22 protein-coding genes are annotated in these 22,189 nt (G+C 44.9%); 13 read left to right on the top strand and 9 right to left on the bottom strand.

Features of this window, described 5'->3' with window-relative positions; translation table 11 throughout:
- Positions 1-95: 95 nt before the first annotated feature.
- A complete protein-coding gene (locus tag F0145_RS12400) occupies positions 96-1,094 on the bottom strand; it encodes a hypothetical protein (RefSeq protein ID WP_150088728.1) in 999 nt (332 codons plus the stop codon).
- Between the two features lie 176 nt (positions 1,095-1,270).
- Here F0145_RS12400 and F0145_RS12395 point away from each other — a divergent pair, with 176 nt between their 5' ends.
- The 3 genes from F0145_RS12395 (at position 1,271) to F0145_RS12385 (ending at position 5,504) form a co-directional block, all read left to right on the top strand.
- Positions 1,271-2,005, top strand: coding sequence for an SIMPL domain-containing protein (locus tag F0145_RS12395; RefSeq protein WP_150088727.1), 735 nt, complete (start codon positions 1,271-1,273; stop codon positions 2,003-2,005).
- 118 nt (positions 2,006-2,123) lie between these two features.
- Complete coding sequence (locus F0145_RS12390; RefSeq protein ID WP_150088726.1) at positions 2,124-3,854, top strand: M28 family metallopeptidase; 1,731 nt, start codon at positions 2,124-2,126, stop codon at positions 3,852-3,854.
- A gap of 120 nt (positions 3,855-3,974) precedes the next feature.
- Positions 3,975-5,504 (top strand): T9SS type A sorting domain-containing protein, encoded by a 1,530-nt coding sequence (locus F0145_RS12385; RefSeq protein ID WP_150088725.1) that lies wholly within the window; start codon positions 3,975-3,977, stop codon positions 5,502-5,504.
- 36 nt (positions 5,505-5,540) lie between these two features.
- Here F0145_RS12385 and F0145_RS12380 read toward each other — a convergent pair whose 3' ends face one another.
- On the bottom strand, positions 5,541-6,887 hold the full coding sequence (locus tag F0145_RS12380; RefSeq protein ID WP_150088724.1) for an amidohydrolase: 1,347 nt from the start codon (positions 6,885-6,887) through the stop codon (positions 5,541-5,543).
- Between the two features lie 255 nt (positions 6,888-7,142).
- Between F0145_RS12380 and F0145_RS26205 the strand changes: the two genes are divergently transcribed.
- The 4 genes from F0145_RS26205 (at position 7,143) to F0145_RS12360 (ending at position 9,364) form a co-directional block, all read left to right on the top strand.
- Entirely contained in the window at positions 7,143-7,349 is a 207-nt protein-coding gene (locus F0145_RS26205) for a hypothetical protein (protein ID WP_190277538.1), read from the top strand.
- 170 nt (positions 7,350-7,519) lie between these two features.
- The gene (locus F0145_RS12370; RefSeq protein WP_150088723.1) at positions 7,520-7,747 is read left to right on the top strand and encodes an entericidin; all 228 of its coding nucleotides are present in this window, start codon (positions 7,520-7,522) and stop codon (positions 7,745-7,747) included.
- Positions 7,748-7,973: 226 nt separating this feature from the next.
- Positions 7,974-8,912: a J domain-containing protein gene (locus F0145_RS12365; RefSeq protein ID WP_150088722.1), complete on the top strand. Its 939-nt coding sequence runs from the start codon at positions 7,974-7,976 to the stop codon at positions 8,910-8,912.
- A 107-nt stretch (positions 8,913-9,019) separates the two neighbouring features.
- Positions 9,020-9,364 (top strand): chaperone modulator CbpM, encoded by a 345-nt coding sequence (locus tag F0145_RS12360; protein ID WP_150088721.1) that lies wholly within the window; start codon positions 9,020-9,022, stop codon positions 9,362-9,364.
- A gap of 77 nt (positions 9,365-9,441) precedes the next feature.
- On the opposite strand, the gene F0145_RS12355 is transcribed toward F0145_RS12360, so the two are convergent.
- The 3 genes from F0145_RS12355 to F0145_RS12345 all read right to left on the bottom strand — a co-directional run bounded on the left by F0145_RS12355 (position 9,442) and on the right by F0145_RS12345 (position 11,774).
- The gene (locus tag F0145_RS12355; protein ID WP_150088720.1) at positions 9,442-10,671 is read right to left on the bottom strand and encodes an NAD(P)-dependent oxidoreductase; all 1,230 of its coding nucleotides are present in this window, start codon (positions 10,669-10,671) and stop codon (positions 9,442-9,444) included.
- Positions 10,672-10,824: 153 nt separating this feature from the next.
- Positions 10,825-11,433: a hypothetical protein gene (locus tag F0145_RS12350; RefSeq protein WP_150088719.1), complete on the bottom strand. Its 609-nt coding sequence runs from the start codon at positions 11,431-11,433 to the stop codon at positions 10,825-10,827.
- Positions 11,430-11,774: a PadR family transcriptional regulator gene (locus F0145_RS12345; RefSeq protein WP_150088718.1), complete on the bottom strand. Its 345-nt coding sequence runs from the start codon at positions 11,772-11,774 to the stop codon at positions 11,430-11,432. The genes F0145_RS12350 and F0145_RS12345 overlap by 4 nt, the downstream gene beginning before the upstream one ends.
- A 245-nt stretch (positions 11,775-12,019) precedes the next feature.
- Here F0145_RS12345 and gcvP point away from each other — a divergent pair, with 245 nt between their 5' ends.
- From gcvP to F0145_RS12315, 6 genes are all read left to right on the top strand, one after another.
- Positions 12,020-14,944, top strand: coding sequence for an aminomethyl-transferring glycine dehydrogenase (gene gcvP / locus F0145_RS12340; protein WP_150088717.1), 2,925 nt, complete (start codon positions 12,020-12,022; stop codon positions 14,942-14,944).
- Between the two features lie 211 nt (positions 14,945-15,155).
- Positions 15,156-15,698 (top strand): DUF4136 domain-containing protein, encoded by a 543-nt coding sequence (locus F0145_RS12335; RefSeq protein ID WP_150088716.1) that lies wholly within the window; start codon positions 15,156-15,158, stop codon positions 15,696-15,698.
- A 206-nt stretch (positions 15,699-15,904) separates the two neighbouring features.
- Positions 15,905-16,861 carry an aldo/keto reductase gene (locus tag F0145_RS12330; protein WP_150088715.1) on the top strand — a complete coding sequence of 319 codons (957 nt, stop codon included), beginning with the start codon at positions 15,905-15,907 and terminating at the stop codon, positions 16,859-16,861.
- 2 nt (positions 16,862-16,863) lie between these two features.
- A complete protein-coding gene (locus F0145_RS12325; protein WP_150088714.1) occupies positions 16,864-17,883 on the top strand; it encodes a zinc-binding alcohol dehydrogenase family protein in 1,020 nt (339 codons plus the stop codon).
- A 6-nt stretch (positions 17,884-17,889) separates the two neighbouring features.
- A complete protein-coding gene (locus F0145_RS12320) occupies positions 17,890-18,711 on the top strand; it encodes a sugar phosphate isomerase/epimerase family protein (RefSeq protein ID WP_150088713.1) in 822 nt (273 codons plus the stop codon).
- 23 nt (positions 18,712-18,734) lie between these two features.
- Positions 18,735-19,076, top strand: coding sequence for an L-rhamnose mutarotase (locus F0145_RS12315; protein WP_150088712.1), 342 nt, complete (start codon positions 18,735-18,737; stop codon positions 19,074-19,076).
- Positions 19,077-19,247: 171 nt separating this feature from the next.
- Here the strand turns inward: F0145_RS12315 and lipA are convergent, their stop codons facing one another.
- The 4 genes from lipA to F0145_RS12295 form a co-directional block, all read right to left on the bottom strand.
- Positions 19,248-20,135, bottom strand: coding sequence for a lipoyl synthase (gene lipA / locus F0145_RS12310; protein ID WP_146901836.1), 888 nt, complete (start codon positions 20,133-20,135; stop codon positions 19,248-19,250).
- A 191-nt stretch (positions 20,136-20,326) separates the two neighbouring features.
- Complete coding sequence (locus F0145_RS12305; protein ID WP_223816026.1) at positions 20,327-21,046, bottom strand: hypothetical protein; 720 nt, start codon at positions 21,044-21,046, stop codon at positions 20,327-20,329.
- Positions 21,047-21,399: 353 nt separating this feature from the next.
- On the bottom strand, positions 21,400-21,741 hold the full coding sequence (gene ytxJ, locus F0145_RS12300) for a bacillithiol system redox-active protein YtxJ (protein ID WP_150088711.1): 342 nt from the start codon (positions 21,739-21,741) through the stop codon (positions 21,400-21,402).
- 14 nt (positions 21,742-21,755) lie between these two features.
- Positions 21,756-22,106, bottom strand: a complete 351-nt coding sequence (locus tag F0145_RS12295; protein WP_150088710.1) for a hypothetical protein — start codon at positions 22,104-22,106, stop codon at positions 21,756-21,758.
- Positions 22,107-22,189: the final 83 nt, after the last annotated feature.

The raw sequence follows: 22,189 nt of genomic DNA, 5'->3' as shown, positions 1-22,189 counted from the left end.
TTACGACTTTAATGCTAGTCCGTTTCTAATTTTAATAAATCTCCCCCGTCAGATATTTTTCACCAGGGCATATTTCTGGTCTATAGTTTTTACGCTTAAACAATCGGCGGAAAGCTAACAATATTCCGGAGGGCGCCTGTTTCGTCGTATAGCATCGTCATGGGTTCCTGCGGATTATTTAATATTTGTTCGCGGGTAATTTGCCATTTCTTCCACATTTCTTCCAGTACTTTGGCGTAAGCCGAATTTTCCCAAGGGTTAAAAATATCCATGGTTATATCGTCTATTAAAGTATCGTAGGTAAAAAAATTATCGGTAGGCGAAGCTTTGCGTTCGAAATATTCCGGAATAATATTTAACAAGTAAGCCGCATAATACGCGCGGGCGGTAAACTCGGCTACCTGCACGGGGTGCAACGGTTTATCTTTTATAGTAACATAAACCCGGTTTAAGGCCTGCTGCAGCAAACCATTATCTAGTAAACAACAAATTAAAACTACCCGCCCCATTTTTATGCTGAACATCATGGTGCTTAGTTCATCGCGGTACTCGAAGGGTACAGTGTCGTCGGTTTCGGCGGTTTCCAGAATAAATAAACTATAAGGCGTAAAATCGTCGAAAACAACGGGCACCCGCAGGGCTTGCAGCAGTTTATAAAAAGCCTGAAACTTGATAAACATTTTGGGGTTTTCGCCCACGGCATGTTCCGGCATTATTAGCGGATTTTTTTCGTTTAGCAGTTCCCGCACTAAAATGCCGTAAAATATTTTGCTCAGCCAAAGAAATATATCTTTTTGTTCAAGGGCTTTAAAGCCGGCTACACCCTGGTCATGGGCGTTTTCTATTTTTTCTTCGAGCGGCTGCACGTGCTGTTCCCGGCAAACCACACAACAAGGAATGGTTAAGTCGGGGTAAGTAATAATGCTTTTATCTAAAAATTGTAATTGCTTGTTGGTTAAGTTGTAGCGTTGTTGCAGCCAGCCCGGAAAAACCGGTATTGTATCGGTAGCACCAGTGGGCGTTCCACACAAAAAGCAGGTTTCGGGACCAAACTGCATCCGGTCAAAAGGGTCGTATAAAGTAAGCGCAGTCATATCTAAAATATTAATCTCTGCAAAGATAGCGGATAACCCTTAAAGCTTACTGAAAACAACGTTCCGCAAAAATAAACCGCGTAGGGTAAAATATTAGGGTATATAAAAAGGTTGTATATAGAAATGGCATGATACTTGGATGCACCGGGTTATAAATATTTAAGCTTTTTACCCCTATGAAACGCCTCCTGTTATACCCGCTTGTTGTTTTAAGTTTATTCTTTTGTGTTGCCGCTTCGGCCCAGGCCCAGCTACAAGTGCCGGCAGTTTTGCCGCCGCTGGTAAATGTATCGGGCGTAGGCGAGGTTAAAGTAGAACCCAACGAAGTTTTACTAAATGTGGGCATTGATGTACGCAATAAAAGTTTAGAAGCCGCCCGCCAGGACAGCGACACCAAAGTTAGAGAACTCCTGAATTACCTGAAAAAAGCCGGCATTGATGCCAAAGATATTCAGGTTACCAATTTAAGTGTGTACCCGCAGTACGTAGGCGAATACGGCCAAACTACGCCGGAACTTTACATGACCCAACGATCGGTATCGGTGCTGATTAGAAAAGTTAGCCGTTTTGACGAAATATTAACCGGTATTTACAAAACCGGAGCTAACCGGGTAGAAGGTATTGAATACCGTACTTCGGATTTACAAAAACACCGCGAACAAGCCCGGAAATTAGCCATACAATCGGCGAAAGAAAAAGCCACCGCCATGACGAAAGAATTGGGCGCTAAACCTGGCCGGGTATATAGTATTACCGAGTCGGGTTCTGAATATACGCCGCGGCCTTATGCCCGCCTCCAGATGGCTAATAAAATGATGGAATCGGCGGATGCCGGAGCCAGCGGCCCTACCTTAGCCGTAGGCCAGATTTTGGTAAGAGCCTCCGTAGAAGTAAGCTTTGTAATTGAGTAATTGTTGTTTGGTTTATTGTTTGTGTTGGAGCCGGTCTTTAGTTGGGGCCGGCTTTTTTCGTTGGTTTAGATGCGGATAAAAGTTTAACTTAGAGCCGTACCAAAACTATGAAAACCGCATGAAATATTGTGTTTATGCTTTTTTGCTGTTAGGCTTGCTAAGCAGTTGCAGCGAAAGTGCCCGCAAAACCGGAGAAGCCCAATCCGGCACCGCTACAACTACTGATACGGTCGCAACGGCTGCCATTAAACCCGCCCTCGCCAGTTTCAGCCCCGATACGTTGCTCAACCACATTAAAATATTAGCCTCTGATGCTTACGAAGGCCGCAGCCCCGGTACCCGCGGCGAAGATTCTACCATAGCTTACCTGACCCGCCAGTTTACCCAACTGGGCCTGAAACCCGGCAACCCTGATGGCACTTATATTCAGCAGGTACCCTTGGTAGGTTTTACCGCGCAGCCTACCGCTTCGTTTACCGCCGGCGGCAAAAAAATAAACCTCAACTTCCCTACAGATTATGTGGCTATTACGCACCGGTTTGTACCACAAGTGCAGTTAAATAATTCCGATGTGGTGTTTGTGGGCTACGGCATTGTGGCGCCCGAATACGGCTGGGACGATTACAAAGGTCTGGATGTAAAAGGTAAAACCATTGTCATGCTCATCAACGACCCGCCGGTATCTAATCCGCAGGATACTTCTAAACTGGACGATAATTTATTTAAAGGCCGCGCCATGACGTATTACGGCCGCTGGACTTACAAATACGAAATAGCCGCCGAAAAAGGCGCGGCGGCCTGTATTATTGTGCACGAAACGGGTCCGGCCGGTTACCCTTACGAAGTGGTTTCGGGTAGCTGGAGCCGCGAAAATTTCGATATTAAGAATCCGAACAAAAACATGGACCGGATACCGGTAGAAGCCTGGATTACGCTACCCAAAGCCCAGGAATTATTTAGCGCCAGCGGCAAAGATTTTAATGCTCTAAAACAACAAGCTATAAATAAAAACTTTAAACCCGTTCCGTTGGGTGCAAAGGCTAACTTTAGCATTAACAATAAATTACGCGAAATTCAGTCTAAAAACGTAGTTGCCAGACTCGAAGGCTCTGACCCAAAACTAAAAGACGAATACGTGGTTTATTCTGCGCACTGGGATCACCTGGGCCGCGATCCGAAGTTAAAAGGCGACCAAATATTTAACGGAGCGCTGGATAATGCATCGGGAACGGCCGGCTTAATAGAACTAGCCAAAGCCTACACCCAATTACCCGAGCCACCCAAACGATCTGTTTTGTTTTTAGCGGTTACCGCCGAAGAGAAAGGTTTATTAGGGTCTAAATATTACGCCAACAACCCGCTTTATCCTTTAAATAAAACGCTGGCCAATATTAACATGGATGGTCTGAACCCCTACGGCCGTACCGAAGACGTAATAATTGTGGGTTACGGCAACTCTACGCTCGACGATATTTTGGCCCGTGCCGCCGCTACCCAGCAACGCGAAATTGTGCCGGAAGCTACCCCCGAAAAAGGCTCGTTTTACCGCTCCGACCATTTCGAGTTTGCCAAAAAAGGAGTACCGGCCCTCTACGCCGAATCGGGTGTAAAAGCCAGAAACCGTGATGCCAAATATTTACAGGAAAAAGCTGATGTATACACGGCCCAGGATTACCACAAAGTATCGGATGAAATTAAACCAGATTGGGATTTTTCCGGAGCAATAGAAGATTTACAGTTGTATTTTAGAGTAGGTTACGACGTAGCGCAAGGCAACACTTGGCCCGCATGGAAACCCGGCACCGAGTTTAAAGAACGGCGCGAGAAAATGCTGCAGCAGCAACAATAAACGCCCGTAATTAACCCGGCAGTTTTAAAGCTGCCGGGTTTTATTTTCTGCTTCTATTACTTTAAAAAATCAAGCAAGTAAATTTTGCTTGCATAAAGCCAAATATATTACCCGGTAGCCATGAAAATTCTGCTTTTGCTTTTAATTGGCTTAATATTTTCTACCAAGGCTTTAGCCCAATCTGGCTGTACCGACCCGGCAGCCGATAACTACAATCCGAATGCAACTACCAATGATGGCAGTTGCACCTACTCTTACACTTTAACTAACCCAAAAACTTTACCCGCCAGCCTAAACGAAAGCTCCGGATTAATTTATACCTATAACCAGTTATGGACCTTGAACGATAGCGGCGAACCGCCTGCTGTTTATAATAAAATTTATAGAATCAGCGAAACCGATGGCAGTATTCTACAAACTGTAGAAATAAGTAATGCCACCAATATTGATTGGGAAGCGTTAACCGCCGACGCAAATTATTTTTATATTGGCGACTTTGGCAATAATGCAAATGGCGCCCGCTCCGACCTGAAAATATACCGGGTGAGCAAAACCGCTATTAGCTCGGGAGCAAATATTTCGGTCACCGCCGATATTATTAATTTTTCATACCAAGACCAAGGAACTCCGGTACCAACCGGCGGTAATAAAACTAAATTCGATTGTGAGGCTTTTCTGGTAAAAGATAACCAGTTGCATTTATTTACCAAAGACTGGGTTACTTACAAAACCGTGCATTATACCTTACCCGCCACTCCGGGCACGCACACCGCTGAACGTAAAGAAGAACTGGCAGTAAACGGTTTAATCACCGATGCCCATATTTCTACTACCAATGTCAACGAAATAGTTCTGATTGGTTATGGCGGTAATTTGCTCAGCTTGTTTATGTGGGTATTGTGGGATTACCCAGACAACAATTTTTTTAGCGGTAATAAACGACGGATAAATTTGGGTATTTCGATAGACAAGGGGCAGCTGGAAGGCGTTACTTTTACCAGTAATGGCAATGGCTATATATCCTCAGAGCGAATTGATAGAAGTGGTTTTATAGTAGCGCCCCGGCTATATCCTTTTTCCACTACCAACTGGGTGCCGTTGCCGGTTACTTTGGTAAACTTTACAGCCGCATACAAGCATCCGGGCGTGATGCTCTCCTGGCAAACGGCCTCTGAGCAAAATAATGCTTCTTTTACCATAGAGCGTTCAACGGATGCGGTTCATTTTAAAGAAATAGGGCAAAAGAAAGGGGCCGGCAATTCTGAAGTGTTACGGCAATATTCTTTTACTGACCCACAACCAATAACAGGTATAAATTATTACCGCTTAAAACAAACCGATACTAACGGCACGTTTACTTATTCTCCGTTAAAATCCGTAACAGTTGCTTCGCCAAAACTTAATTTTAGAATATATCCGGTACCAATATTAAAAGGCAAGCCGCTTCAACTCGAATATAATAACCCTGATACTTTACCCGCTAGCATAACCTTAACCAGCACCGACGGCAAAGTCTGGCTTACCAAACAAACAACCGCCAACCATGCTGCAACCGAAAGTTTGCCTACCGAAAAATTGCAAACCGGCCTTTACTTTTTACAGGTAATAAATAAACAACACGCTTTTACGGCCAAGGTTATAATTCAATAACTACAATTGCCTTCTACTTTAGGCAGGAAATAAAAACTATTTTTGGTTAAATAAATCCAGTACGGCTGTACTCATGGCCAGCACCCCGGTTTTAATGGTAGGCTCCGGCAAAGGCGTAAATTTACTTGAGTGTAGCCCTGGCAGTTCAATATTTTGGGCTTTGCTTTCAACTACTTTTTTAGGGTCTACGGTGCCCAGCCAGAACATACAAATGGGAATTTTGGCTTCGGTGCGACCATAGAAAGCAAAATCTTCGCCTACCATCGAGGGTGGCGTTTCCACTACCTTATCCGAACCTAAAACGCGTTTAAAAGAAGTTGTAAGGCGGCGGGTTAAAGCTACATCGTTATAAGTAAAGGGGGTAAACTGGTCGCGCACCGTTACCAAGGGTAAGCGATTTTCGGGCATGCCGGCGGCGCGGGCCAGCCCCTCGCACATACGCTTAATGCTGGCAATGGTATTATTACGCACCGCGTCGTTGTAAGACCTTAAGGTAAGCTGCAGTTTTACTTCGTCGGGGATTACGTTAAAAGAGGTACCGCCGTGAATAGAACCAACCGTAACTACTGCCGGCTGAAAAGGAGATATTTCGCGGCTAACAATGGTTTGGAGCGCTAATACCAATTGCGAGGCTAATACTACCGGATCTTTAACTTTATCCGGTACGGCCCCGTGGCCACCAATGCCGCGCACTGTAATATCTACAGCATCTACATTGGCCATAATATTGCCTTCGGTGTAGCCTACCTGCCCGGCCGGGATGCTGGCATTAGCATGAAGCGCTACTATATAATCTGGTTTCGGAAATTTGGTAAACAAGCCTTCCTGCAACATGGCTTTCGCACCGCCGCTCCGTTCTTCGGCGGGTTGTCCAATTAAAACCAGCGTACCTTTCCAGTTATTTTTAAACTGAACTAAGGTTTTAGCTACGCCGGTAAAAACGGTCATGTGCACATCGTGGCCACAAGCCTGCATAACCGCTACATCCTTGCCATCATCGGATTTACCTATTGCCTTACTCGCATAAGGCAAGCCTGTTTCTTCTAATATTGGCAAAGCATCTAAATCGGTCCGGATTAAAACCGTGGGGCCATTGCCATTTTTTAACACCCCTACTACGCCGTAGCCGCCAATATTGGTAGTAACCGTGTAGCCCAAAGCTTTTAACTCCGAAGCAATGCGCGCCGAGGTATTTTTTTCCTGAAACGATAGTTCTGGGTTAGTGTGCAGGTGCTGGTACAACTTACTTAAATCGGGGGAAGCTGTTTGAATAAATTGCGATATGGCTTTATCGGTAACCTGGGTTTGGGCAACCAATTCCTGCCTGAAAAAACCCAGAATCAGCAGCAACCAAAATCCGCGCGAAAAAATAACTTTCAGCATAAAATTTAACCAGTGTTTTACCAAAACTACAAAAGCTTTATTAATGGGTAATATTTCTTTTCTGCAGCCAGCCTTGCAACAGCTTAAACTAAAATTTTCAGGAAAATCAGAAAAATATTTTCACAATATTCCCTTGACCTTTAAGCATTTAACACCAATCAGCAAAAAAAAGATAAAATTCTTTAAAAACACGGGTTACCTTCTTTCGCCCCGGGTATAAAGGGTATCAGAAACTAAAACCTAATTAAAACAACAATGAAAAATTTATCAAAATTAACAGTATTAGCTTTCGCTGCTATCTCTTTCACTTTTGCTTCTTGCGGTGGCGAAACTCAAACTACTGAAACTGAAACTACTGAAACTACAACTGAAGCTACTGAAGATGCAGCTGCAACTGATGCAACTACAACTGATACTACCACTACTACCACTACAACTGACACTACTACTGTTGCTCAGTAATTATTAAATAATTGCAATATTAAAACAGCCCGACCGCTTATACCGGTCGGGCTGTTTGTTTTAGCAACATATTTAAGCATTAACCTTTCTGCGAATATCCCTACTTAATTCCTTTACTTGGGTTACTTTTTATTAAATCCGGTATTAATTCAAAACAGAAAAATAGAATTATGAAAAATTTAGCAAAAATTTCCGTTCTGGCTTTTGCTGCCATTTCTTTTACTTTTGCCTCTTGCGATTCTAAACCCGCTGAAAATGCAGAAGATGCTACCGAAAGCACCGTTGATGCCGCCGAAGCGGAGCTAGATTCGGTAGGTATGGCCACCGAAGGTGATACCGCTACGGTTCAGGACCAACCCGTTAAAGATGGCGTAGTTGATACAATGAAAGCCCAATAAGTTCTTATTTTACTATGAGAAAAGAAGGCCTTTGCCCATTCCGGGGCAAAGGCCTTCTTTGTTTTGTAACGATATAAGCAAATTGTATTAGGCCCAAAAGTATTTTTTTATTCAGCCGCTACTAACTGTACTTCGGTTAGATTTGGCATCTAAATTCAACCAATCAGATTAAGTTTTCCGTATTATTAACCTATCTAAACCTAACCAGTTTTAATCTGACACGACCGTGGACTACAAAGATTATTACAAAATACTGGAAGTTGACAAGAAAGCCCCCAAAGAGGAGATAAAGAAGCAGTACAAGAAATTAGCCCGTAAATATCACCCGGATGTAAACCCGGGCAACAAAGAGGCCGAAGAAAAATTTAAAGCTATAAACGAGGCGCACGAAGTACTCAGCGACGATGAAAAACGCCAAAAGTACGATACCCTGGGTGCTGATTGGAAACGTTACGAACAGGCCGGCGGTGGTCCGGGCGGATTTGACTGGTCGCAGTACGCACAGGGCGGCCGGCCGGGTGGCAGCTACACCTACAGCAACATGGGCGGCGATTTTGAGGGCACTGATTTCTCGGATTTTTTCCGGGATATTTTTGGCGGCATGGGCGGCAGTGGCGGACAACAGGCTGGTTCCCGGCGCAGCCGTTCGTTTAAAGGCCAGGATTATACCGCCGAACTGACTTTACCGCTGCACGAAGCTTACACCGGTGGCCGCAAAACCATAACAGTTAACGGTAAAAACCTGCGCATTAATATTAAGCCCGGCGTAGAAGATGGCCAAACCATTAGGCTGAAAGGAAACGGTGGTCCCGGCGCCAACGGCGGCGAACCCGGCGATTTGTACCTAACCTTCCGGCTTGAACCCGACCCGCGCTTTACCCGCCGCGGAAACGACCTGTACGTAGATGCTGATATACCCGTTTATAAAGCCGCTTTGGGAGGGGATGCCTTTATAAATACCATGAGCGGGCAACTCAAAATTAAAGTAAAACCCGAAACGAAAAACGGCACGATGCTGCGGCTGCGCGGCAAAGGATTCCCGGTTTATAACCAGCCCGACACGTTCGGCGATTTGTATGTAAAAATAAATTTGCAACTACCCGAAAATTTAACCGAGCAAGAAAAAGATTTATTTCAGCAACTAGCTCAGGCGCGCGGGGAATAATTCGTTGTGCGTTAATCGTTGTTCGTTATTCGATTAGTGTTGTTTGTTCGTTGTTGATTCTTGTTTTCTAATTACTAATAGCTAACAACTAATCACTATAGACCGCTATGAAATATATTGCCATTGAAGAATTTTGTAGCCACCACGGCGTAGAAGTTACCTTAATCCGGGAGTTCGCCGCTTTTGGATTGGTACCCTTACACGTCGAAGATAACCGGGAGTTTCTACCGGACAAAGCTATTACCCGCCTGGAACGCACGTTGCGCCTGTTCCATGATTTAGAAGTAAATAAAGAAGGCATTGAGGTTATTTTGCACATGCGCAAGCAACTGAAAAAACTACGCCGCGAACACAACCTGCTGCAGCATCAGTTACAACAATTAGAAAACCTGGGTGTAACCGGTCAGTCCGGCTCTCGCAACTTCATCATTCAGGAGGTTGATCCGGATTAAATAGTTAAGTATTAAATAAAATATAGCTATTAGCAGCTGCACCACCACGAAATAGTATTTAGAAAACATTACGCTTCTTAATGCACCAATGACTTACCTGTTGCATAATCGTGCAGGTATTCGTAGCGGGGCGTAAGTTTGCCCTGGCTGGCAATGGTAGCCCGCCGGATAATTCCCTGCTCATCGTTCCGGAATAAATGCGGGAATACGGCATCTATTAACTGCCGGCCAAAATCACGGGAAGCGTTGCGGGGTAATTCACAAGGCAAATTATCGACGGCCATTACGGTAATATTATCTAGTCGGCTAAAAGGCGGCTCTAACAGTTCGGTTTCGGGGTTATAATCGTAAACCGGGTCCAGGATGGTAGAAGCCCGTTTGGTACTGGGCACCGAGCCATCAATATCGCAGGTAATATCGGCAATGGTATTTATTTTAAAAGGAGGCTGGCGCATTTCTTCCGGGGTAAATAAAGGCGGCGCCGCCGGGTTCCAGTAAGCCGCAGCCATTAATAAATCAGTTACCTCGCTAAATTTCCCGAAGGTAGAGGCGTATTCTTCCGGGTGAGCGTAAAAATCCGGTGTATCCCACACCTTGCCGTCGCGGCGGGCATTGTAATCCGAAGAGTGCAACTGCGCATATACCGGTTCCGAAAATTCTTTGTACAAATAATCAAACACGCTTACTTTCCGGATACCCATCCGATTGAGTACCTCCATGGCACCGGATGCCACACGGCCCCCACCGGTAACGGCAATTTTAATGGGGGGTAAAGCTTTTACTTTAAAATATTCCTCCTCCATGTCGTCCATGTCCACGCATTGCCAGGCGGGTTTCAGGTCGAATAGCTCCCATTTTTCACCGTATGTTTTTATACCGTTGTAAGCGCCTACAATACCGGCGTAGTAACCAAAAGCTACCGTACGCTCGCCTTTATCGGTAGTCAACAATTCGTAATCGATCAGGGTAATATTTTTTTCCAGAATGGCTCGCAAAAGTTTCTGGTTATGCGGTTGTTTTTTAATGGTGTGGGAGAAGAACAGGTATATTTTGTCCCGAATCAGCTGGTCTACCGGCACCTCTTTCACGCCCATCAAAATATCGCAACTACTTAAATCTTCCTGCACCGGAATCCCCAGTTCTAAATATTCTTCGTCGGCGTAGCTGCGTATGGGGCTGGGCTGCACCAGTATTTCCACTTCCGGAAAAGCGGCTAAGGTTTCCTGGCACTTTAAAGGCGTTAAGGGCACACGTTTGTCGGGTGGTACGCGTCCTTCCCGGATGATGCCTAATTTTATCTTTTTCATAGTCAGCATAAACAGCCCGGCTATACAACAGATAGCCTAAAATCTAAATCAGATTTACCGTAAAATAACAACCCCGGCTATCCTTACTGGTTTAGGAAAATAAATAATATTTGGATAGCATACAATGCTGCCGCGAATAGGCTTTGTAAGAATTTATTCCAACGCCTTCCGGTACATCCTGAAAAACAGAAATGGCAGGAAACCAAAGGCAAATATTAGTGCTCCGCCTATTAATAGTATATCAGCACCCTGTAAGTGCATCATTTTAAATAATACGGCCATCCCCGTTACAATGGCGCTGCCAAAGCCCAATACCAGCCGCAGCTTTTCCGACAAGGCGGCCTGCAGGTTTAATTTGTACCGATCGATTGCCAGCAGTGGTAAGAAAAGCAGTACAAAACCTAGAAAGCCGTAAGTAAATAATTCACCGCCACCCGGCCAGTGTAAGAGTTTAAACAACCAGCCAATACTGATACTCATAGAAGAGATAAGGCCAATAAAATACATGAGCTTTTTCATCAGAATAATTCTTTTAGCGTTCAACAAAAACAAAGTTTCCTTTTCTAGCTGCGCAAATCCATCCGGGCAAATCTGAACTGTGGCTTTATTATAAGCTTCGGCAAATGATAATCCTTTCTTTTTTTCGTGCTCTATAAAACAGCAGAAATGGTCGAGCAAATCATCTTTCAGTTCCTGCATCGAAATATTGCTTTTATCAATTTCGGCGCTGATAAATGCTATTTCTTCATCGGATAACTTCATGGCATTTGCGGGTTTAAAGACGGAAATAGCATGTGTTGCATGGTCTGGAGAAATTCCTGCAATTCTTTAAACTGGGCTTGCTTCCGGACTTGTCCCTGTGGCGTTAGGTAATAATATTTCCGGACCCGTTTACCAATATTTACCGTTTCTACCTCCACCAAACCATCGCTTAATAATTTGTGCAAAGCCGGGTACAAGGAGCCCTCTTTCACCAATATTTTATCGCCCGATAGTTCTTTTACTTTCTGGGTTATTTCGTAGCCGTACATTTTGCCGTTATCGGCTAGTAACTTCAGAATAATAGTGGTTAAAGTGCCTTTTAATAACTCCGATGTATTCATAACTTGAATATACAAAGAAATTTAATACATTGTATAGCTATGTACTAAAATAAATAATATTTGCTCCTGTTTTAAAGCAAAATCTAAACTGAAACAGGCAGAAAACAGACTTAAAAATTTAATACCGATGGAGCTCCGGGAAAATAATTCCGGCGGCTTATATTTCTAAATTATTCCCGTTACTTTTGTGTTAAGAGGTTATTAAGACCAGATTTATCCTAATTCTCAGATCATAATATTCTTATATGTCCTATAAAATTAAGCCTGCCGATATTTTTAAAGAGCGCCACAATGGCCCGGTAAAAAGTCAGATTCAGGCGATGCTTAAAACCGTTAAAGTTGATTCGCTGGACCAACTCATAGATGAAACCGTACCCGCGGCCATCCGGCTGAAAAAACCGTTAAATATTCCGGCGGCTTTAACCGAGCGCGATTTCCTCAAAAAATTTAAGAAAATTGCTCAGCAAAATAAAGTTTTCCGGTCGTACATTGGCTTGGGTTACCACGATACCGTTTTACCACCGGTTATTCAGCGGAATATTTTGGAAAATCCGGGATGGTATACGGCTTACACCCCTTACCAGGCCGAAATTGCGCAAGGCCGCCTTGAAGCCCTGATTAATTACCAAACCATGGTAATGGACCTGACCGGGATGGAAATTGCCAATGCCTCTTTGCTCGACGAAGCCACTGCGGCCGCCGAAGCCATGGGCATGTTTTACGCCCAGCGCAAAGGCTCCCGCAAAAATGCTACTCGTTTTTTTGTATCGGAACAGGTGCTGCCCCAAACTTTAGATGTACTGAAGAGCCGTTCTACGCCCCTGGGCATTGAGTTAATTGTAGGTAATCACCAAGAAGCCAACTTAACCGACGAAACCATTTTTGGGGCACTGCTGCAATATCCCGGTGCTGACGGTGAAGTATTTGATTATTCGGATTTCTTTAAGCAGGCCCACGATAGTGACATTATGGTGGCTGTAGCCGCCGATTTATTAAGCCTGACCTTATTAACACCTCCGGGTGAGCTGGGTGCCGATGTGGCCGTGGGTTCGAGCCAGCGTTTTGGGGTGCCCATGGGTTACGGTGGCCCGCACGCCGGTTATTTTGCTACCAAAGAAGCTTTTAAGCGTAATATTCCGGGCCGGATTATCGGGCAGTCGGTAGATGCGCACGGTAATAAAGCTTACCGCATGGCCTTGCAAACCCGCGAGCAGCACATTCGCCGCGAAAAAGCTACTTCTAATATTTGTACGGCCCAGGTTTTATTATCGGTAATGGCGGGTATGTACGCGGTTTACCATGGTCCGCGCCGGTTAAAATATATTGCCCTGAATGTGCATCTGCTTACCCAATTACTGGAAAAAGCTTTGCAAGACTTAGGCATGGAGCAAGTAAACGAATATTATTTCGATACTTTAAAGATTCGGGTAGAAAGTGCGGAACTGAAAAATGCGATTCGCCAGGAAGCGGAAGCTGCTCAGATTAACCTGCGTTATTTTGAAGATAATTTTATCGGTATCTCGCTGAACGAAAATACGGATTTAGCTGATTTGCAGGAGTTGGTAGAAGTATTTTCCAAAGTAATGAATAAAACTACCAAAGCCGCTAATTTATCGGAGCTACCGAACGAAGCAGCGGTTAACTGGCCAGAAGCGCTGGTTCGGAAAACCACTTTCCTGGAGCACGAAGTTTTCAACCGCTATCATTCCGAAAGTGAGTTGCTGCGCTACATGAAATACCTGGAGAACAAAGACTTTTCTTTAACCAACGGCATGATTCCATTGGGCTCCTGCACCATGAAGCTGAATGCCACCGCCGAAATGATACCGGTAACCTGGCCCGAAATTGGCAACCTGCACCCCTTTGCGCCTGCCGACCAAGCCAAAGGCTACAAACAAATATTCTCGGACCTCGAAGGCTGGTTATGCGAAGTTACCGGTTTTACGGGCATATCGCTGCAGCCAAACTCCGGCGCCCAGGGCGAATACGCCGGTTTAATGGTTATCAGGGCTTACCACGAGGCGCGCGGCGATCATCACCGGAACGTAGCTTTGATTCCAACCTCGGCACACGGTACCAACCCTGCTAGTGCCGCCATGGCCGGCATGAAAATAGTGCTGGTAAAATGCGATGAAAGCGGTAATATTGATGTAGCCGATTTGCGCGCCAAAGCCGAAGCTCATAAAAACGACCTTTCCTGCTTAATGGTAACTTACCCGTCTACCCACGGCGTTTACGAAGAAAGCATCATCGAAATATGCCAGTTGGTGCACGAAAACGGTGGCCGCGTGTATATGGATGGCGCTAATATGAATGCTCAGGTAGGCTTAACCAGTCCGGCTAATATTGGTGCCGATGTGTGCCACCTGAACTTACACAAAACATTCTGTATACCGCATGGCGGCGGTGGTCCCGGCGTAGGCCCTATTGGCGTAGTTGCGGATTTAGTACCGTTTTTACCGGGCCATGCCGTAGTAACCACTGGCGGCGACAAAGCTATTCCAGCGGTATCGGCCGCTCCTTGGGGCAGCGCCAGCATTCTGCCAATCTCCTACGCGTATATTTCCATGATGGGCGGCGAAGGCTTAACCGAGGCTACGAAGTTTGCCATCCTGAACGCCAATTATATAAAGGCTCGTTTACAGGATCATTATCCGGTATTGTACACCGGCACCAACGGCCACTGCGCCCACGAAATGATTCTGGATTGCCGGGCATTCAAAAAAGCCGGCGTTGAAGTAGAAGATATTGCCAAACGTTTAATGGACTATGGTTTCCACGCACCAACTGTATCGTTCCCGGTGCCGGGCACTTTAATGGTAGAGCCTACCGAAAGCGAACCGAAGGAAGAACTGGACCGCTTCTGCGATGCCATGATTTCTATTCGGGAAGAAATTAGAGAAGTGGAAGAAGGCCGCGCCGACCAGAAAAATAACGTGCTTAAAAATGCACCGCACACCGCGCAGGTTGCTTTGGCCGAAAACTGGGACAAACCTTATACCCGCGAGAAAGCCGTTTACCCTTACGAGTTCTCCCGTACCGCTAAATTCTGGCCAGCCGTTAGCCGCGTAGATAACGCTTACGGCGACCGTAATTTAATTTGTAGCTGTACGCCACTGGAAGCTTATGCCCAACCCGAAGTAGTTACCACCGCTACGGGTATTGAATAATATTTAATAAATTTTTCTCCTTTAAGAGGCCCGGTTACTTTGGTAACCGGGCTTTTTATTTGTAAACATATTCAAGTAATCTCTATTAGGCTGTTATATCAAAATCGTTATAAAATAGAACTGCTGGTAGGTTGAATCGTAAAAATAATTAAAAATGGTCCTATTATTGCTATAAGTAAATAGCATTTAATTAACAAAAACCTAATCAGAGATGAAAAAATATAGTAGTATTTTAATATTATTCTTATTTGTATTCCTCGCATCCTGTTCGCCGGGTTTGCAGGTTAGCAGTGATTACGACGTTGCTACGAACTTCCGGGAGTTTAAAACTTTTGGCTGGTATACCGATAAAGTTAAAACCAAATCCGATTCAGCAGGTTACGATACCTTCTTCGACAAGCGCATGAAAAGATCTATTGAGACGCAGTTGAAGGGTTTGGGAATGACCTATACTGATAACAATCCGGACGTGCTGATTAACTACTCCGTAAATGTGTCGAATCAGCAGCGCTACCGCAACAACTCGCCTTATGGCTATGGCTATTATGGTTATCCGTTTGGCATGGGAGCCACCGTACAGCAATACAAAGAAGGAACCATTACCATAGACATGGTTAACGCCAACAAAAAAGAATTACTGTGGCGGGGGGTAGGCGAAACCGAAGTTGGTAACCGCAACATCAGCGAAGAGAAAGTTCACCAGATTGTTACGAATATTCTGCGGCAATATCCACCGCGCCCCGATAACCGGTAATTTTTATTAGTTTCGTTTAAACAGGAGAGCCTTAGCAAAAAATTGCTAAGGCTTTTTCTTTACATAGGTACTCCCCTGAAAAAATTACCTATATTAAACCCCTTATAGCCTAACCGCTTTTTTTCTGGTAATAAAGTACTGGGTATATAAATTCTTACAAACGGTCTTTGTAATAAAGACCATTTGCAACGCTGTAAAAGTAAAACATGGAATATCGCAGATTAGGTATAACCGATATGGACGTTTCGGTGCTGGGTTTCGGGGCGTCGCCGATGGGCAATGTGTTTGATGTAGCCACTGAGCAGGAAGGCATCGAGGCGGTACACGATGCCATTGAACACGGCATAAACTTTTTCGATGTAGCTCCTTTTTATGGCTTTACTTTGGCCGAGGAACGATTGGGAAAAGCAGTAGCCGGTAAACGAAATAATATATTTCTGGCTACCAAATGTGGCCGCTACGGACTGGAGGAATTTGATTTCTCCTACAACCGGGTTTTAAAAAGCATTGATGAATCGCTGACTAGGCTTAAAACTGACTACGTTGATATTTTACAATTACACGATATCGAATTTGTTAGCAGAGAACAAATATTAAACGAAGCCATTCCGGCCGCTTTGAAGGTAAAGGAAATGGGAAAAGCCCGCTACATAGGTATTACAGGTTTGCCCGTGCGCTATCTCGCCGATATTGCCCGGCAAGTGGAACCCGATACGGTACTTTCCTGGGCGCACTATAATTTACTGGAAGACGAAATAAACGACGAACTGGTGCCGCTATCCAAAGAAAAAGGGTTTGGCCTGATGAACGCGGCCCCTTTGCTGCAGCGGATTTTATCGGATGCACCTTTACCCGAATGGCACCGTTCGCCCCAGGCGGTAAAAGACATGCAGCCTAAGTTGTTAGCCTTATGCCAGAACTACGGCGTAAACCTAAGCGAAGTAGCAATGCGTTATGCCATGGATCACCCGGCTATTGCCACCACCATTGTGGGCATGTCTAACCCTACGCACGTGCGGCAAAACCTGAACGCCGTGGATTTGCAAATACCCGACGGGCTGTTAGCCGAAATAGCAGCTTTAGTAGCTCCCGTTAAAAACCAGATGTGGTTTGAAGGCAACCCGGCTAATAATATTCCTAAGCGAGAAATATTAACTAAATAATTATGAAGGCATTATTTTTAGTTGAACCCGGCAAAACTGAAGTCCGGGAAATCCAGGCGCAGGCACCCGGACCGGAAGAAGTGTTGTTGCGGATTGGGATGGTGGGTTTCTGCGGCGGTGATCTGAATGGCTACCGGGGCTTATTTGAGTTACAGGAATATCCCAATATTCTGGGCCACGAAGTAGGCGCTACTATTGAACAGGTGGGCAATAATGTGCCCGAAAATTTTAAACCCGGTATGCGGGTTACGGTTTATCCTTACCTAAACTGTGGCACCTGCGTTTCGTGCCGCAAAGGCCGCCCGAATGCCTGCCAGGATAATAAAACCATGGGCGTCAGGCGACCCGGTGCCATGACCAATTACATTACTATAAACTATAAAAATTTATTCTCTTCCGAAAAATTATCGATCCAGGAGTTAGCCTTGGTAGAACCGCTGACGGTGGGTTTTCATGCGGCGGCCCGCGGCCGGGTTTCGGATAAAGACCGGGTAGCAGTAATAGGCTGCGGCATTGTGGGCATGGGTGCCCTGGCTGCCTCCGTTAACCGGGGTGCCGAAGTAATTGCCATCGACATCGATGATTCTAAAATGGAAATTGCCCGAAAAATTGGCGTAGCTCATACTATTAATACTTCCAAGGTTGATTTGCACGAGGCTTTGGCCCAAATTACCGACGGCGATGGCCCCGATGTAATTATTGAAGCCGTAGGTAGTCCGGCCACGTACCGGGCCGCCGTAGAAGAAGTTGCCTATACCGGCCGGGTCGTTTGCATTGGCTACGCCAAGAAACCAGCCGAATTTAATACCGGCGTTTTTGTCCGGAAAGAAATTGAAATCCTGGGCTCCCGCAATTGCCTCGGCGAATTCGAAGATGTTATCAGCTACCTGGAATCCGGCAAATTTCCGGTTGAGGCAGTTATCAGCAAGGTGGTTTCTATTGAGGAGGCCGGCGACGCCCTGGCCGAATGGTCGGATAACCCCGGACCAATTACCAAAATAATGGTTGATTTTGACCGATAAGCATCTATGATAAAATCCTGTGTTACCATCGCGTTAGTTCCCGAAATAAAAACCGGCCCCTGGATATTCTGGGAAAACCTGGAAACCGGCATAGCCAAAGCGGCTGACCTGGGCTTTGACGCGCTAGAACTTTTCACACCTGCTGCCAGTGCTATTGAGCCGGAAATATTAACCGGCCTGCTCCAAAAATATAACCTGGCACTTGCGGCGGTGGGTACCGGTGCCGGCAAAGTTATTCACGGCTTAACCTTAACCGATCCAAACCAGGAAATAAGAAAACAGGCCATTACCTTTATTTCCGATATGATTTCTTTTGGCGCTCAGTTTGGTGCCCCGGCAATTATTGGCTCGATGCAAGGCAATGTGGTACCGGGCGTAGAAAGGGAGCAAGCTTTTGAATGGCTGGCCGAAGGTCTTACCAAATTAGGAAAACACGCCCAAAGCGAAGGCGTATCCCTCATTTACGAGCCGCTTAACCGTTACGAAACAAATCTGATTAATACATTAGGTGACGGAGCAGCCTTTGTTCAGGCTTTAAGCACCAGCAATGTTAAATTATTGGCTGATTTGTTTCACATGAATATTGAAGAAGTTTCCTTACCCGATAGCATCCGGGCACATGGTGCTTCTATTGGCCATGTCCATTTTGCTGACAGCAATCGCCGACCCGTTGGGCTGGGCCATACCGCGATGGCCGATATTGCAACTGCCTTAAGAGAGATTACCTATAACGGTTATGTATCAGCGGAAGCTTTTCCCTGGCCTAATCCAGACGAGGCCGCCAGGCAAACCATAAAAGCTTTTAAACAATATTTTAATAATCAGTAACACAGCTATTTTTATAAAAAGAAATGCAGAGATTTTGCTTCGCCCTTGATCTAAAAGATGATCCCCAACTAATAAGTGAATATGAGAATTACCATGCCCCCGGCAATGCCTGGCCTGAGATAACGCAACATGACTTGGATGCGGGCATTATAAACCTACAGATTTACCGCACCGGCAACCGGATGTTTATGATTATGGACACGGACGATGATTTTTCGTTTGAAAAAAAAGCGGCGATGGATGCTGCTCAACCCAAAGTGCAGGAATGGGAAAAACTTATGTGGAAATACCAGGTACCGCTGCCCTGGGCCAAAGAAGGCGAAAAGTGGATTTTAATGGATAAAATATTTCAATCGCAAGCTTAGGGCTTAACTGAAAAATCAAGAAAAAATAAATAATATTCAGAATATTCCCTTAACAGGCAGGTGCCCTACTTCTTCTGAAAACTTCCCGGCATTTTATAGCAGCCTGGAAAATAAAAGAGCCCATTTAAATAAATGGGCTCCTTTTATTTAAAGATAAATTATTTAATATTCTTAAATATGTACGTGCCGTTCGGCGTGGTACGACGAACGCACTAATGGGCCGGATTCTACATATTTGAGGCCCCGATTTAATCCTTCTTCGCGGTAGTGGGCAAATAAATCCGGGTGAATAAACTCGGCTACTTCCAGGTGACGCTTGGTGGGTTGTAAATATTGACCCAACGTTAAAATATCCAGGCCATTTGCCGCTAAATCATCCATGGCTTTGTACACTTCTTCTTTGGTTTCGCCGAGGCCCAGCATAATACCGGATTTAGAGCGTTTACCGTATTCTTTAATACGTTTCAACTGCTCCAGGCTGCGTTCGTACTTGGCTTGCGGCCGCACCATGCGGTAAAGGCTTTCTACAGTTTCCATGTTGTGCGAGACCACTTCCTGGCCCGGCGAAATCATGGTATACAGGGCTTCCCAGTTGCCTTTCACATCCGGAATAAGCGTTTCGATGGTCGTTTCGGGCGATAGTTGTTTTACTTGCACCACGGTTTCGTGCCAGATGCTGGCCCCGCGGTCTTTTAGTTCATCGCGGTTAACCGAGGTGATAACGGCGTGCTTCACCCCCATTAATTTAATGGCTTCGGCTACCCGGCGTGGCTCATCCGTATCGTACTCATTCGGCCGGCCGGTGGCAACGGCACAAAAAGAGCAGCTACGCGTACACACGTTACCCAAAATCATAAAGGTGGCCGTGCCGGCACCCCAGCACTCACCCATATTGGGGCAATTCCCACTCTCACAAATTGTATGTAGTTTATATTGATCAACCAGGCTGCGCACCTGGGCATATTCTTTTCCAACGGGTAATTTTACCCGGAGCCAATCCGGCTTACGCGGCCTGGCCGGTTGCGCGGCTTCCGGCTGAATTACCGGCAATAATACCATTTCATCCATAACGCAAAGATAAGCAATATCTGTTAATAGCTAATATACAACAGCCCAAGGGCCGGAAAGATTACAGTTAGTGTAAATTTTGCGGTGGAGAAAGAGAGGATTGTAAATTTTACCCAAAAGAAGGAATACCCTAGCGTAATATTTATTTGCTACAGCTATGCCCTTCTCAGCTTTAATAAATATTATTTGCGGCGGCCGTAGTACAAAATTAAATAAACCGAAGAAAAGAAACTGGTATTATTGGCGCGCGGCACCAGTATCATCTTTTTAGGATAGGCTTCAAATAAAAAACCTACTTCTACCCCGGTTACATCTTCGCGGTAGCGGCCGTATTCAAAACTTACACCGGTTTTTGCGTGTAAGCCCAGGTTAAAATTAGTTTGTCCAAATCCGGATAAAAAGCCCGCATTCCCGCGGATACGTTCGTTACTGTCGTGCTTAATTGGGTCGTATTGTTCGGTGCGGTAATCGGTTTGCCCACCTGGTCTGGGGCCGGAATTGGTGCTATAATCGTATACAATATAATAAGGCACCAATAACCCAATGGTGGGTCCACCCGCAAAAATACCGTTTACCTGCACACCCGATTCGGGTGCTTTCCGGAAAAACACATACTCCCGGCCATAATGCGGCCGCAGGGCATATAAATAATTGCTTTTACCAAAAATAAAAGAGTTGCCGGTTTCCTGACTGAAAACCCGGTTGCCTTTTTCTTTCGGGTGCTTCACTTCTACAATCTCCAGGGCCCAGAACTTAGACCAGTTAGGCTTCAGGTATTGCGAAGCTTTGATCATACCGCCACCGATCAGCCCGCCGTTAGAATTAAAGTTAATGCCGTAGTTAAACTCCCGCCGGTAGGCTTCTTCATCGTGCTGCTGTGCCCACGCCGTAGAAACTAACATCAAGAAGGCACAAAAGAGTAGATTTATTTTCAACACAAAACAAGCTGTTAATATTTACTTAAATATATATAATTTACGGCACGAACAAAATCAGGTTAATACCTGAAAATACTGAAAACTAAATTTTATTTCTTTATCCGGTCTTTTCCCGCCGCTTACCTTGCACCAGCATGCAACCTAAACAACAAGCATGACTTGTTATTTGTTGCAACCCACTTATCCGGTAAATTTTAACTTTCCTTCTGTTTAAAACCGTAACCAGGAAACTAACTTAATTTTATTTATGCTGCCTTATTAACGAAAGGCCAGATTACTTAGTATCTGGCCCTTTGTTATTTAGCTGTGTTTAACCGTTAGGCTATATTTTTTTTAACTTCGTTCAGGTTTATACCTAAGTGCGAGGCATCATACTGGCAAACGCCATTTTTTATTACCAATAATTGGGGCGATTGATGCTCTACTCCAAATACCTGCGCTACCTGGTTAGATACCGGCCGATGCGCCAGTAAATCTAAATAATAAGTTTTTACGCCTTTTATACCGGCATCGGCCCATTGCCGCTCCAGCCGGTTTTTGGCCGTAGCGCTAATGGCGCAGGTGGTACTATGTTTAAATATTATTACAGGTGTTTCTTTCGATTCGGTTATTATTTCCTGTATCTGATTTTGTTGCGTTAAAGCGTTCCAATTAACCATACTCCTATTAAACTTTATTCTTGCTTTTGCGCTTGCAAAAGCTTCTTCTTTTTATTTATCTTTTTCGGGCTTTCAAAAAGCGCGTTTTTTTCTTTATCGTTGCTATAATCCGTAGGTTCTTCGTCTACCATCCTTGGCTTGCGTCCAGCCTTTCCTATTTTATAGTTATAGGGGGCCACATCCAAATGGGTTTCTTTGTGGTCGGCTTTATAAGCAACGGCCTCTCTTTTACTTTTCCTGGTATCGGCTTTAATTTTAGCCGGGGTGGTGTACGTTGTTTGGGCAAAGGTTGGCACAATACTTACCAGTAAAAGCAACCCGCCAGCTACAGCAAAAATTATATTTTTAGTAAATGTAAATTTCATTTCCATAGCCGCCGGTTTTAGCATTACCTACTTCTATACTTTTTGCGTTTAGGTTTGTTTCTCAAATACTTATATTTATTTTT

Origin of the sequence: Adhaeribacter rhizoryzae (assembly GCF_008629685.1) — a bacterium.
GTDB classification, from domain to species: Bacteria; Bacteroidota; Bacteroidia; order Cytophagales; family Hymenobacteraceae; genus Adhaeribacter; species Adhaeribacter rhizoryzae.
This window is presented reverse-complemented; position numbering and strand designations above follow the sequence as displayed.

Excerpts from the sequence above, each read along its gene's own strand:
- F0145_RS12330 (WP_150088715.1), top strand. The coding sequence starts at position 15,905 with ATGGAATATCGCAGATTAGGTATAACCGATATGGACGTTTCGGTGCTG.
- F0145_RS12320 (WP_150088713.1), top strand. The coding sequence starts at position 17,890 with ATGATAAAATCCTGTGTTACCATCGCGTTAGTTCCCGAAATAAAAACC.
- F0145_RS12385 (WP_150088725.1), top strand. The coding sequence starts at position 3,975 with ATGAAAATTCTGCTTTTGCTTTTAATTGGCTTAATATTTTCTACCAAG.
- F0145_RS12345 (WP_150088718.1), bottom strand. The coding sequence starts at position 11,774 with ATGAATACATCGGAGTTATTAAAAGGCACTTTAACCACTATTATTCTG.
- F0145_RS26205 (WP_190277538.1), top strand. The coding sequence starts at position 7,143 with ATGAAAAATTTATCAAAATTAACAGTATTAGCTTTCGCTGCTATCTCT.
- F0145_RS12400 (WP_150088728.1), bottom strand. The coding sequence starts at position 1,094 with ATGACTGCGCTTACTTTATACGACCCTTTTGACCGGATGCAGTTTGGT.
- F0145_RS12355 (WP_150088720.1), bottom strand. The coding sequence starts at position 10,671 with ATGAAAAAGATAAAATTAGGCATCATCCGGGAAGGACGCGTACCACCC.
- F0145_RS12295 (WP_150088710.1), bottom strand. The coding sequence starts at position 22,106 with ATGAAATTTACATTTACTAAAAATATAATTTTTGCTGTAGCTGGCGGG.
- gcvP (WP_150088717.1), top strand. The coding sequence starts at position 12,020 with ATGTCCTATAAAATTAAGCCTGCCGATATTTTTAAAGAGCGCCACAAT.
- F0145_RS12350 (WP_150088719.1), bottom strand. The coding sequence starts at position 11,433 with ATGAAGTTATCCGATGAAGAAATAGCATTTATCAGCGCCGAAATTGAT.
- F0145_RS12380 (WP_150088724.1), bottom strand. The coding sequence starts at position 6,887 with ATGCTGAAAGTTATTTTTTCGCGCGGATTTTGGTTGCTGCTGATTCTG.
- F0145_RS12315 (WP_150088712.1), top strand. The coding sequence starts at position 18,735 with ATGCAGAGATTTTGCTTCGCCCTTGATCTAAAAGATGATCCCCAACTA.
- F0145_RS12370 (WP_150088723.1), top strand. The coding sequence starts at position 7,520 with ATGAAAAATTTAGCAAAAATTTCCGTTCTGGCTTTTGCTGCCATTTCT.
- F0145_RS12395 (WP_150088727.1), top strand. The coding sequence starts at position 1,271 with ATGAAACGCCTCCTGTTATACCCGCTTGTTGTTTTAAGTTTATTCTTT.
- F0145_RS12335 (WP_150088716.1), top strand. The coding sequence starts at position 15,156 with ATGAAAAAATATAGTAGTATTTTAATATTATTCTTATTTGTATTCCTC.
- F0145_RS12305 (WP_223816026.1), bottom strand. The coding sequence starts at position 21,046 with ATGTTAGTTTCTACGGCGTGGGCACAGCAGCACGATGAAGAAGCCTAC.
- F0145_RS12390 (WP_150088726.1), top strand. The coding sequence starts at position 2,124 with ATGAAATATTGTGTTTATGCTTTTTTGCTGTTAGGCTTGCTAAGCAGT.
- F0145_RS12325 (WP_150088714.1), top strand. The coding sequence starts at position 16,864 with ATGAAGGCATTATTTTTAGTTGAACCCGGCAAAACTGAAGTCCGGGAA.
- lipA (WP_146901836.1), bottom strand. The coding sequence starts at position 20,135 with ATGGTATTATTGCCGGTAATTCAGCCGGAAGCCGCGCAACCGGCCAGG.
- ytxJ (WP_150088711.1), bottom strand. The coding sequence starts at position 21,741 with ATGGTTAATTGGAACGCTTTAACGCAACAAAATCAGATACAGGAAATA.
- F0145_RS12360 (WP_150088721.1), top strand. The coding sequence starts at position 9,020 with ATGAAATATATTGCCATTGAAGAATTTTGTAGCCACCACGGCGTAGAA.